Source organism: Gottfriedia sp. S16(2024) (assembly GCF_050473765.1).
GTDB lineage: Bacteria > Bacillota > Bacilli > Bacillales > Bacillaceae_G > Gottfriedia.
Genome location: NZ_JBFLUO010000001.1, coordinates 2,969,763 through 2,982,468, shown reverse-complemented (window position 1 = coordinate 2,982,468; position 12,706 = coordinate 2,969,763). Strand labels below are relative to the sequence as shown.

The 12,706-nt window shown below is 37.0% G+C and carries 11 protein-coding genes; all 11 read right to left on the bottom strand.

The features are described 5' to 3' along the window. Window positions 1-380: 380 nt before the first annotated feature. A complete protein-coding gene (locus AB1282_RS13940) occupies window positions 381-926 on the bottom strand; it encodes a DUF1572 family protein (RefSeq protein ID WP_429899356.1) in 546 nt (181 codons plus the stop codon). 201 nt (window positions 927-1,127) lie between these two features. Further along, window positions 1,128-1,766: an orotate phosphoribosyltransferase gene (gene pyrE / locus AB1282_RS13935; RefSeq protein WP_429899355.1), complete on the bottom strand. Its 639-nt coding sequence runs from the start codon at window positions 1,764-1,766 to the stop codon at window positions 1,128-1,130. Beyond that, window positions 1,763-2,476 carry an orotidine-5'-phosphate decarboxylase gene (gene pyrF, locus AB1282_RS13930; RefSeq protein WP_056471007.1) on the bottom strand — a complete coding sequence of 238 codons (714 nt, stop codon included), beginning with the start codon at window positions 2,474-2,476 and terminating at the stop codon, window positions 1,763-1,765. Before pyrF ends, pyrE begins: the two co-directional genes overlap by 4 nt. Continuing rightward, window positions 2,448-3,389, bottom strand: coding sequence for a dihydroorotate dehydrogenase (locus tag AB1282_RS13925; RefSeq protein ID WP_056471010.1), 942 nt, complete (start codon window positions 3,387-3,389; stop codon window positions 2,448-2,450). The genes pyrF and AB1282_RS13925 overlap by 29 nt, the downstream gene beginning before the upstream one ends. Continuing rightward, window positions 3,386-4,156 (bottom strand): dihydroorotate dehydrogenase electron transfer subunit, encoded by a 771-nt coding sequence (locus tag AB1282_RS13920; RefSeq protein WP_429899354.1) that lies wholly within the window; start codon window positions 4,154-4,156, stop codon window positions 3,386-3,388. The genes AB1282_RS13925 and AB1282_RS13920 overlap by 4 nt, the downstream gene beginning before the upstream one ends. Next, the gene (gene carB, locus AB1282_RS13915; RefSeq protein WP_429899353.1) at window positions 4,153-7,365 is read right to left on the bottom strand and encodes a carbamoyl-phosphate synthase large subunit; all 3,213 of its coding nucleotides are present in this window, start codon (window positions 7,363-7,365) and stop codon (window positions 4,153-4,155) included. The genes AB1282_RS13920 and carB overlap by 4 nt, the downstream gene beginning before the upstream one ends. Continuing rightward, a complete protein-coding gene (locus AB1282_RS13910; protein WP_056471016.1) occupies window positions 7,350-8,450 on the bottom strand; it encodes a carbamoyl phosphate synthase small subunit in 1,101 nt (366 codons plus the stop codon). Before AB1282_RS13910 ends, carB begins: the two co-directional genes overlap by 16 nt. Beyond that, on the bottom strand, window positions 8,447-9,733 hold the full coding sequence (locus tag AB1282_RS13905; RefSeq protein WP_429899352.1) for a dihydroorotase: 1,287 nt from the start codon (window positions 9,731-9,733) through the stop codon (window positions 8,447-8,449). Before AB1282_RS13905 ends, AB1282_RS13910 begins: the two co-directional genes overlap by 4 nt. Then, window positions 9,717-10,628: an aspartate carbamoyltransferase catalytic subunit gene (locus AB1282_RS13900; RefSeq protein ID WP_429899351.1), complete on the bottom strand. Its 912-nt coding sequence runs from the start codon at window positions 10,626-10,628 to the stop codon at window positions 9,717-9,719. Before AB1282_RS13900 ends, AB1282_RS13905 begins: the two co-directional genes overlap by 17 nt. 79 nt (window positions 10,629-10,707) lie before the next feature. Continuing rightward, window positions 10,708-12,006 carry a solute carrier family 23 protein gene (locus tag AB1282_RS13895; protein WP_172795409.1) on the bottom strand — a complete coding sequence of 433 codons (1,299 nt, stop codon included), beginning with the start codon at window positions 12,004-12,006 and terminating at the stop codon, window positions 10,708-10,710. A 136-nt stretch (window positions 12,007-12,142) separates the two neighbouring features. After that, window positions 12,143-12,685, bottom strand: a complete 543-nt coding sequence (gene pyrR, locus AB1282_RS13890) for a bifunctional pyr operon transcriptional regulator/uracil phosphoribosyltransferase PyrR (protein ID WP_056471028.1) — start codon at window positions 12,683-12,685, stop codon at window positions 12,143-12,145. Window positions 12,686-12,706 lie beyond the last annotated feature (21 nt).

Genomic DNA, 12,706 nt, shown 5'->3' with positions numbered 1-12,706 from the left:
TTTTACTGTCGAATCATTCATCACAATTCTATACAAGAATATTATATATGGAAAACTTTACTAAAATTTACTAAATTTTAGTCTCTTTTGTGACACTTTTTAATTTCTTGAAATGTGGATAAACATACTCCATTCCGATATATAGTACAGGGTAAAGCGTAAGATAAAAATAGTAATCTTTAAAGTAAAAAATTTCCTAACTTCCTTCTCACCTTTAACAAAGGGCTTAATAAACAGAAAGAAAACTCGCCGATTAGCGAGCCTTTAAGCTAAGATAGAGGTGTAGTTGCAATTATATTTTTTCTAAAATTTGCTGCTACGTCGAACTTCCTTCACTGCTGCCAACTTATACTTCCTTAATTCGTAAAAAAATCTACAACCTAAGTCGTAGATTTTTTTGATTCATTCAGTTTGTACTCTAAGAATTCTTGAGATTTCCCTTTTGGAATACTCAAACTCTTAAACTCATCATTTTTTATTAACTTAGCTATATAAACAATTTGACCAATATGACTTCCGTAATGACTAATTTGTCTATGTATTGCTTGTAAAACAGTATGGTCTTCTCCACGAATTTTAATCGTTTTTAATACGTCATCTTCTTGTAGACTCTCTAATGTGTGAAAAACAACATTCCATCCTTTATTCCAATCTGCTAACAACTCATCCTTTGTTTGGTATATACCCTCAAATTCAACGTCACGATTTCTCCATGATTTTTCACCATCCGTCGTGAGAAAATCCGTCCATCTAGAAATCATATTACCACTTAAATGCCTTACAATTATGGAAATACTATTCGATTCACTAGATGGGTGCAAGTGTAACTCCTCATTATTTAGCTGATCCATCGAACGGTCACCAAGCTTTTTTATCCCTTTGAATTCCATTAAACTATTCGTAAGAAATTGTTTTGCGATTGACATATTTGAACCTCCAATTTTAATGTTACTTTCAATCAATTGTATGAATAGTTTAAAAACTTATTAATTATTTATCAAATAATTTGTTTGGGTTTAAGGTGTGAAAGAATGCACTTTCTTCCACATTATCTGCAGTCCAAATATATAACTTCACTCCACAAAAAAAAGATGACTCAAAAAAAGTCATCTTTCCTACTCTAAGTATTAAACTTCAACAGTCATCCAACTAGCGTCTTGTGGATTTTTTCTCCATGCAGTTAGTTTAGCTACATGTTCTGCTTGGATTGAACCTTGTTCTTTTGCTACTTCAACTAGTGTGTCGTAGTCAGTTAAAGAATAGTATGTTACATCGTTTGCATCGAACTTCTCTACCGCTGCTGGAAGATTGTATGTGAAGATTGAGACTACTCCTAGTACTTCGCAACCCGCTTCGCGTAGAGCTTCAACGCATGTGATTACGCTGCCGCCAGTTGAGATTAGGTCTTCTACAACTACTACTTTTTGTCCGGCTGTGATTGGGCCTTCGATTTGGTTTCCTTTGCCGTGGCCTTTTGCAGAGCTACGTACATAAACCATTGGTAATTCCATTAAATCACTTGTCCATGCTGCGTGTGGAATTCCAGCAGTTGCAGTTCCAGCGATTACATCTACGTTACCAAATTTAGTTTGGATTAGTTCAACTAAGCCTTTTGCAATGTTTTTACGAATTCCTGGATAGCCAAGAGTTAGGCGATTATCACAATAGATTGGAGATTTGATTCCTGATGCCCAAGTAAATGGAGTTTCAGGTTGTAGGCTTACTGCCCCAATGCTTAATAAGTTTGCTGCGATATTCTTTTTCATATTGTTACGCCCTCCCATTGTGCAATTACTTCTTCATATGCTTCTACTGGATTTTCGCTTTTTGTAATACTGCGTCCTACTACAATATAGCTACTTCCAAATTGTCTAGCTTTCGCTGGCGTTGTTACACGTACTTGATCATCTACACTATTATCTGCTAGTCGAATACCAGGTGTTACAGTAAGGAAGTTCTCACCTTCAACTGCTGCTTGCACTAACTCTACATCAAGTGGAGAGCAAACTACACCGTCAAGACCGCTTTCTTCTGTTATCGCAGCATATAGTTTAATCGAATCTTGTAAAGAAGATATTCCTTGTTCATGGATTACTTGTTCTTCTGAGGTACTTGTCAGTTGTGTCACAGCTATTAGTAATGGTCTTTTTTTACCAGCTGGAGTGCCTTCTTCTAGACCTTCTAATGCTGCCTTCATCATTTTCGTTCCACCAGCTGCATGAACATTAACCATGTCTACTTCTAGAGAGGCGATATTTTTCATTGCGTGTTTTACTGTATTTGGAATATCATGAAGTTTCAAATCTAGGAAGATTTGATGTCCTAATTCTTTTAATTCCTTTATGATCGCTGGACCCTCTTTGTAAAATAGCTCCATCCCTACCTTTACATATAGAGACTTTTGAAATTTTTTTACAAAATTCATTACTTCATCTTTTGATGAAAAATCAAGCGCGATGACCACTTGTGATGACATGTTGTTTCCAGCTCCTTCCAATACATTCTTCAATTGATTGATATCCGTATTTGTGTAGTACTTCAGGTAGTTCATCTATAATTGTTGGACAAACAAATGGATCAACGAAGTTTGCCGTACCTACACCGATTGCACTTGCTCCTGCTAGGAAGAACTCTAGTGCATCTTCTGCATTCATAACCCCACCCATTCCGATGATTGGGATGTTTACTACTTGACTCACATCATGAATCATACGAATCGCTACAGGTTTTATTGCAGGACCTGATAATCCACCAGTTTTATTAGCTAGTATTGGTTTACCAGTTCTTAAATCAAGTCTCATCCCAAGTAATGTATTAATCATTGTTAATCCATCTGCTCCTGCATTTTCAATTGCTTTTGCGATTTCAACAATATTCGTTACATTTGGAGATAATTTTACGTAAAGTGGAACTTCGCTTACTTCTTTTACTTTTTTTGTTACTTCAGCCGCTGTTGCAGCATCCGTTCCAAATGCAATCCCACCGCATTTTACGTTTGGACAAGAAATGTTTAATTCTAGTGCTTTTACATTACTTACTTTGGAAATCTCTTTTGCGACTGTTACATAGTCATCAATAGTTGATCCAGCAATGTTTGCAACGATTGGTACATCATAATTTGATAACCATTTTAATTCACCGTTTATTACTTTTTCTAAACCAGGATTTTGAAGTCCAATCGCATTTAACATCCCCGCCTGAGTTTCTGCTACACGAGGTGTTTCATTTCCGTACCTGGTTTCAACTGTTGTTGCTTTTATCATAATAGCTCCAAGAATACTTAGATCGTAAAGATTTGCGAACTCTCTACCAAAACCGAAGCAACCAGAAGCTGGCATAATAGGATTTTTTAAATCTAAGCCAGGAAGTTTTGTTTGTAATGAAATCATAGTACTACCTCCTCAGCTTGGAATACTGGTCCATCGCTACAAATTTTACGATATGACCCGTCTTCAGTATGGCATACACATGCGAAACAAGCTCCGATTCCACAGCCCATTCGTTCTTCAAGTGATATATAGCCATCCTTCATACCTTTATATTGCTGTTGTAAAGCCTTTAACATCACAGTTGGACCACATGCAAAGTATTGATCAAATTGAAGTTCTTTTTCACGAATTACATCAGTTACAAAACCTTTTGTACCTAGAGTTCCATCAACTGTTGCCATAAAGGTTGGTCCTAATTCTGAAAATTCTTTTTCATAAAAAGCTACATTGCCTGAAGCAAATCCTAATACATGAATTACATTTACACCACGAGCTTTAAATTGCTTTGAAAGTTCATACATTGGAGGTACACCAATTCCACCACCAACTAGTAGTGCTGTATCTCCTTCTGAAAGAGTTTCAACATCATAACCTTGACCAAGAGGACCTAATACATCAACTTGTTGTCCAACGCTTGCTTCTTTTAAAAGCTTAGTTCCTTCACCTTCTGCGCGGAATATCATCGTGAACTCACTTTTCTCTTTGTCGATCGAACATATACTGATTGGTCTTCTTAATAGTGGCGTTAGTCCACCAGTCACTTTTATATGGACGAACTGCCCAGGAGAGTGCATCTCCTGAACTAGTTCACCTTTTAATGTCATTTCGACAATTTGATGGGCAATTTCTCTATTTGAGACAATTGTCATGAGTTCTTTTTTTATCATACTAATACGCCAGCCTTCATTTCTTTGTTTGGTAGTGCAGAAGTTGAGAATGTTAAGCTTTCAATTACTGATAATATTGCAGTTGCTGTATCTAGTGAAGTTAAGCAAACTACTCCGTTTTCAACTGATTCACGACGAATTCTGAATCCATCACGAGCTGGTTTTTTACCTTTTGTTAACGTATTGATAACAAACTGTGCATCTCCACGCTTGATCATATCTAGCATATTGTCTTCATGCTCGTTAATTTTGTTTACCGCTTTTACTGGTACACCGTGGTTTTCTAAGTGATTTTTAGTTCCTTCCGTACCGAATACTGTAAATCCAATTTCATGGAAGCGTTTTGCGATATTTACTACTTCTTCTTTATCTTTATCAGCTACTGTAATGATCACTGAACCGTGAGTTGGGATTTGCATTCCAGCAGCGATTAGTGCTTTGTATAATGCTTTTTGAAGACTTACATCTTTCCCCATTACTTCTCCAGTTGATTTCATTTCAGGGCCTAATGTTATATCTACTGAGCGTAGTTTAGCGAATGAGAACACTGGTGCTTTTACATATACTTCATTTCCTTCTGGATGGTAGCCTGTTGCATATCCGAATGAAGCTAATGTTTGACCAAGGATTACTTTCGTTGCAATATTCGCCATAGGTACATTTGTAATTTTACTTAAGAAAGGTACTGTACGGCTTGATCTTGGGTTTACTTCTAGTACGAATACTTCATCTTTATCTGTTACAACAAACTGGATGTTAAGTAATCCTTTAATGTTTAAGCCTTTTGCTAGTTTGATTGTATAGTCGATTAATTTTTGTTTCGCAGCTTCTGATACATTTTGTGTTGGATATACTGCGATTGAATCTCCCGAATGAACTCCAGCTCGTTCGATATGCTCCATAATACCTGGGATATATACATCGATTCCGTCAGAGATTGCATCTACTTCAATTTCTTTACCAGTTAAGTAACGGTCGACTAATACTGGATGTTCTGGATTGATTTTAACTGCATTTTGCATGTAGTGAAGAATTTCTTCACGGTGGTATACAATCTCCATTGCACGTCCACCTAGTACATAAGATGGTCTTACTAATACTGGGTAACCAATTTCATCAGCGATTGCAGCTGCTTCTTCAGGTGTCATTGCTGTTTTACCAAGAGGTTGTGGTACACCTAATTGTTGAAGTGCTTCTTCAAACTTGTCACGGTCTTCTGCACGATCTAAATCTTCTAATGAAGTTCCAAGAATTTTCACACCGCGTTCTACTAATTTACCTGCAAGGTTGATTGCTGTTTGACCACCGAATTGAACAACTACTCCCATCGGTTTTTCTAAATCGATAATGTGCATTACGTCTTCAATTGTTAATGGCTCGAAATATAGTTTGTCTGAGATACTGAAGTCAGTTGAAACTGTTTCTGGGTTGTTGTTTATAATGATTGCTTCGTATCCAGCTTCTTTAATTGCTCTTACACAATGTACTGTTGCATAGTCAAACTCGATCCCTTGACCGATTCGAATTGGGCCAGATCCAAGAACTACTACGCTCTTCTTATCTGTTACAATTGATTCATTTTCGATTTCGTATGTTCCGTAGAAGTATGGTGTTGTAGATTCAAACTCAGCCGAACATGTATCAACCATTTTATATACTGGTATGATTTGATTTTGTTTTCTAAATTCGTATATTTCTTTATTTGTTGCATTCCAATGTAATGCGATGTAATCATCACTGAAGCCCATTTTCTTAGCTTTTAACAGTACATCTAGTTCAAAATGGTTTTCTTTAATCTGTTTTTCCATTTTAATGATGTTTTCAATTTTGTGTAGGAAGAAGAAATCAATTTTTGTAATATCGTGTATTTCTTCTAACGTCATACCTGTTCTCATTGCTTCAGCAACAATGTATAGTCTTTCATCGTCAGCTTTTGCCATGCGAGTAATCATTTCTTCTTTAGACAGTTCTTTTACTGCGTTAAGTTCGATGTGATTTACTCCTAATTCTAGTGAGCGAACCGCTTTTAATAATGACTCTTCAAGTGTTCTACCAATCGCCATTACTTCTCCAGTTGCTTTCATTTGAGTTCCTAACTGACGGTTTGCAGTTTCAAACTTATCAAATGGCCAACGTGGAATTTTTGATACGATATAGTCTAATGCTGGCTCGAAGCAAGCATAAGTTTTCTTAGTAACTGGGTTAATCATTTCATCTAGTGTTAAGCCTACTGCGATTTTCGCTGCTAATTTTGCAATCGGGTAGCCTGTTGCTTTTGAAGCTAACGCACTTGAACGAGATACACGTGGATTTACTTCGATTACATAGTATTGGAAGCTATCTGGATCTAGTGCAAGCTGTACGTTACATCCACCTTCAATTCCTAAAGCACGGATGATTTTTAATGATACATTTCGTAGCATTTGATATTCGCGATCGCTTAACGTTTGAGAAGGAGCGATTACGATTGAATCTCCTGTGTGAACACCAACTGGGTCGATGTTTTCCATGTTACATACTACAATCGCATGGTCATTTGCATCACGCATTACTTCATATTCGATTTCTTTAAAACCAGCGATACTTTTCTCTAATAAACATTGTGTTACTGGACTATTTTTTAATCCGCTTGCTACGATTTCTTTTAAATCTTCTTCATCATTACAAATTCCTCCGCCTGTTCCTCCAAGAGTAAAGGCAGGTCTTACGATAACTGGGTAGCCAATTTCTTCTACGAAGTCATATGCTTCTTCTAAAGTATGAATGATTTCACTTTCTGGTACTGGCTCGCTTAAGTCGTTCATTAATGTTCTGAATAGGTCGCGATCTTCTGCACGGTTAATCGCTTCTAAAGTTGTTCCTAAAATTTTTACTCCACACTCTTTTAATACGCCAGATTTATCTAATTCTACCGCTAGGTTAAGTCCTGTTTGACCTCCTAATGTTGGTAAAAGAGCATCTGGACGTTCTTTACGAATGATTCGACTAACGAAATCTACTGTTAGTGGTTCGATGTATACTTTATCTGCTGTTTGTACATCTGTCATAATTGTTGCAGGGTTTGAGTTTACAAGAATTACTTTGTATCCTTCTTCTTTCAATGCCTGACAAGCCTGTGTTCCAGCATAGTCAAATTCTGCTGCTTGACCGATTACGATTGGTCCTGATCCGATTACTAAGATTGTTTTTATGTCTACGCGTTTTGGCATTGTAAGTTCCCCTCTCGTTTCTGTGCTTCCATCATGCTAATAAATTCGTCAAATAAGTAGTTTGCATCTTCTGGTCCAGGTGAAGCCTCTGGGTGATATTGTACTGTAAATGCTGGGTATGTCTTGTGTTTAAGTCCTTCAACTGTTCCATCATTTAGTGCAACATGTGTTACTTCTAAGTCAGTTCCTTCAATTGATTCTGTTTCTACAGCATAACCATGGTTTTGTGAAGTGATTGCTACTTTTCCTGTTTCTAAATGCTTAACCGGATGGTTCGCACCACGGTGTCCGAATTTAAGTTTTGAAGTATTTCCTCCATTTGCTAGAGCAAATAATTGGTGACCTAAGCAAATTCCGAATAATGGTACTTTACCTACTACTTCTTTAATCATTTCGATTGCTACTTGAACATCTTTTGGATCTCCAGGTCCATTACTTAACATAATTCCATCTGGAGCTAGTAAGAATATTTCTTTTGCAGAGACGTTATAAGGCACAACTGTAACGTCACATTTACGATTTGTTAATTCTCTTAAAATACCGTGTTTCATACCGAAATCTACTAAAACCACTCGGTGTCCTCTACCTGGACTTCTATAAGGTTTTTGTGTTGAAACTCGTTCAACATGGTTTGTGAATAGTGGTGTATTTGTTAATTCTGCAACTACTTCATCAACATTTGCTTCCATGCTGCAGAATTTACCTTTCATCGTTCCAACTTCACGAAGTTTTTTCGTTAGCATACGTGTATCGATTCCTGCTAAACCTGGAATTCCTTTATCTTTGCAATATTGATCCAAGCTCATTTTGTTTCGGAAATTTGATGGATGCTCAGCATATTCTTTTACAATTAAGCCATGTACTGCAGGTACGATGCTTTCAAAATCCTCTAAGTTAATACCATAGTTCCCTACTAAAGGGAAAGTGAATGTTACGATTTGTCCACAGTAAGATGGGTCAGTTAATACCTCTTGATATCCTGTCATACCTGTTGTAAATACGATTTCTCCTGTTGTTTCAACTTCGCTACCAAATCCTTCTCCTACAAAAACTGTACCGTCTTCTAATATTAATTGACGCATCATACTGTTAGTTCCTCTCTTTCATATACTAATTTGCCATTTACCATTGTCATTACTGGCCAACCTTTACAGTTCCAACCATTAAATGGTGTGTTTTTACCTTTTGAAAGGAATGTTGTTGAATCGATTTCCTCTTCTAAATCTAAGTCGATTACAGTTAGGTCTGCTACCGCTCCAACTTCAATTTTCCCTCTGTTTAAGTTAAAAACTTCAGCAGGTTTAGTTGTTAAAAAGTCTATTACTTGTTGTAAAGTCATTTTACCCGTTTCGACAAAATGAGTGTTTAATAATGGAAAAGCAGTTTCTAGCCCTACAATTCCAAACGGTGCTAATTGCATCCCCTGAGCTTTTTCCTCTTCAGTATGAGGTGCATGATCTGTTGCGATCATGTCGATTGTTCCATCAAGTAATCCTTCGATTAATGCTTCTCGATCGACTGCACTTCTTAATGGAGGATTCATTTTGAAATTTGTGTCCAAGCCTGGGATGTCATCTTCACAAAGAATTAAATGGTGTGGTGAAACCTCAGCCGTTACTTTAATTCCAGCACGTTTTGCATCGCGTACTACTCTTACTGATTCTTTTGTACTGATATGGCAAACATGATAGTGACACCCTGTAGCTTCAGCTAATAGAACATCTCGAGCAATTTGAACACTTTCACAAATTGAAGGGATTCCATTTAAACCATTTTCTTTTGAAAACTTGCCTTCGTGGACACAACCTTTTTGAATCAGTGTGTTTTCTTCACAGTGTGCAACGATTGAGACATTTAGTTCAGCTGCTTTTTGCATTGCTTTGTACATCATTTCAGCAGATTGAACGCCTACACCATCATCTGTGAATGCAAAAGCTCCATTTTCTTTTAAGACTTCAAAGTCTGTTTGCTCTTCACCAGCTTGTCGGATTGTAATTGATGCATATGGTAATACGTTTACTACTGCTGTTTCTTCTACTTTTTTATTTAATGCGCTTAGGTGCTCGAGTGTATCTGGTACTGGTCGAGTATTTGGCATTGCAGCAATTGTTGTAAATCCTCCTCTTGCCGCTGCCTTCGTACCTGTTTCGATTGTCTCTTTATGTTCACCGCCCGGCTCACGAAGATGCACATGAACATCGATTAAACCTGGTGAAAGCAATTTGCCATCTAATTCAATTTGAATCGCATCTTCATCAACGATTGTTGCAGCGATGACTGAAATTTTCCCATTAACTACTAATACGTCTCGATTTAGAAGTTCACCATTTTCTTGTAAGATGACACCGTTTTTAAACAAGTACTTCATTTTTCATCTCTCCCCATACTGTTGGTAAGGCTCTTTTTAACACAGCCATTCGTACATATACTCCGTTTTCCATTTGCTTAAAGATTCTTGATCGCTCGCATTCAACTAGTTCACTTGCAATTTCAACATCTCGATTAAATGGTGCTGGATGCATGATAATGCTTGTAGGTTTCATTTTTGTTGCTCTTTCAACTGTTAGGCCATGGTTTTGTAAGTAATTTTCCATTATGTGATTCGTCTCTTCGTCATGTCTTTCATGCTGAACTCTTAATAGCATCATGACATCAACTTCTTCGACTAATTCATCTAAATTTTTATATGTTCCATAAGTATTTTTATCATCTTTCCATTCATCAGGACTTGCGAAGTATACTTTTACACCTAATCTAGTTAGTGCTTCAGCATTAGAGCGTGCAACTCTTGAGTGTCTTAAATCTCCAACGATTGCTACTTTTAATCCTTCAAAGCTTCCAAATTCTTGTTTGATCGTTAGTAAGTCAAGTAGGCATTGTGTTGGGTGATTTCCACATCCATCGCCGGCATTCAGGATTGGCATTCCTGCATCCTTTATTTCTTGAAAATACTCGTCTTGTGTATGACGGATTACAACTGCTTCAACACCAATTGCCTGAAGTGTTTTAACCGTATCATACAAAGTTTCACCTTTTTGAATACTTGAGCTTTCAACAGCTAAGTTAATGACTTCAAGTCCAAGTTTCTTTTGGGCTACTTCAAAGCTGAAGCGAGTTCTCGTACTATTCTCAAAAAACAAATTTGCAACAAATGTCTGACGTTTCAGGCTGCTTGTTTCTCCATTTGCAAAGCTTTGTGCTTGTTCTAGCAAATCTTGAATTTCTTCGATTGTTAAATCAGACATGGTTAATAAATGATTCATCCGTCATCCCCCTAAATGAACTTCATCTGTTTTATTTTTGGAGTCTTATCACTGTAAGAATGCCCCATTTAAATGTCGATTATGAAGTTAAGCTCTCATCCTTATTTTCTATTGTACGATCGCCACCAATGTTTTCTGGTAGGACTAAATTTAGTACAACTCCGATTAAAGCTGATAAAGCCATTCCTTCTAATGCGAATTGTTTACCAATGTGTATTGCAGCTCCACCAATTCCTAGTACTAGAATGACTGAAGCGATAACTAAGTTACGTTGTTTAGCGAAATCGATTTTGTTTTCTACTAGTACTCGTAATCCGCTTGAGGCGATGATTCCGAATAGTAGGATTGATATCCCACCCATTACAGGTGTGGGGATTGAGCTAATGACCGCTGAGATTAATCCGCTGAATCCGAATATCGTGGCCAAGATTGCTGCACCTATGAATACGTATACGCTGTAAGCTCTTGTGATTGCTAGAACACCGATATTTTCACCGTATGTTGTTGTTGTAGGTCCACCAATTAAGCCTGCGATCATGGTTGAAACTGCATCTCCGAATAATGACTTATCTAATCCAGGATCTTTAATTAAATCTTTCTCTACGACACTTCCTAGAACGACTTGGTGTCCAATATGTTCTGAGATTGTCACGATTGCTACAGGTACAAAGATGATCAGTAGCTGGAAAGTGACATGTGGTGTGTAGTGAACAAATGGTAATGAAAAATCAGGTACTTCTATTATATGTGCTATTTTTATTCCTGAAAAATCTACTACTCCAAAGAAGATTGATGTGATATATCCACCGATAATTCCTACTAAGATTGGTATGACTGATAAAAAACCTCTTGTAAATAATGCTGTTATGATTGTGATTGCTAGTGTAATTAATGCGATAGTGATTGATGTTGAACTATATTTTCCATCTGCTCCATTCATTGCCATTCCTACTGCTACTGATGATAAGCTTAATCCGATAACGATGATTACCGGGCCAACAACGATTGGTGGTAATACTCTGAATAACCATTTGACGCCTACTTTGTTAATGATTAGTGCGATTACTGCATAAATAATACCTGTGATGAAAACTCCTACGAACGCTGCACCAGGTTCTAAATTTGTTTTCGCGTAAATCATCGGAGCGATAAAGGCGAATGATGATCCAAGGTAAGATGGTACTTTACCTCTTGTAATTAGTATGAACACGATTGTTCCAATCCCACTTGATATTAGTGCGATTGAAGGATTTATGCCGATTAAGATTGGAGCTAGCACTGTAGATCCAAACATTGCGAATAAATGCTGTAAACTTAGGAAAATCCATTGACCTAAATTCGGTTTTTCATTTATCTCTAGGACAGGTTTTTGTTTTATCATGTTGTTTCCTCCAATTTTCCCAATAAAAAAACTCTTTGTGATTTTACACAAAGAGTCCGAGTGCGTTGCTTAAGAAGGCAGCAACTAACTAGACCCTTTGTTAGCCTCTCTGGACCAAATTTAAAAGGGACTTCTATTTTTCAAATATACTTACTTTATCGTGGTCATCTGTTTCCTTTAAGGCTACGACTACTTTTTCATTACTCGAAGTTGGAATATTTTTACCAACATAGTCTGCTCTTACTGGAAGCTCACGATGTCCTCGATCTACTAAAACTGCTAATTGTATTTGTGCCGGTCTACCTAGGTCCATAACAGCGTCCATTGCGGCACGAACTGTTCTACCTGTGTAAAGCACATCATCAACTAAAATTACTTTTTTGTTTGTTAAGTCAACAGGAACATTTGAACCCTTTACTAGTGGTTCTTTGTTTTCTGTCTTTGTCGATAAATCATCTCGATAAAGAGTAATATCTAAATCGCCCATGATTACATCTTTACCTTCAATCTGTTTAATTCTTTCTGCAATTCGTTTTGCTAGATAAACACCTCTTGTTTTAATACCAACTAAAACAACATTTTCAATGCCTTTGTTATTTTCTAGCATTTCATGTGCAATTCTTGTTAACCCACGTCTGATCGCTAGTTCGTCTAAGATGATTGCTTTTTCAGTCATTTTACCTTACCTCCTACTTTT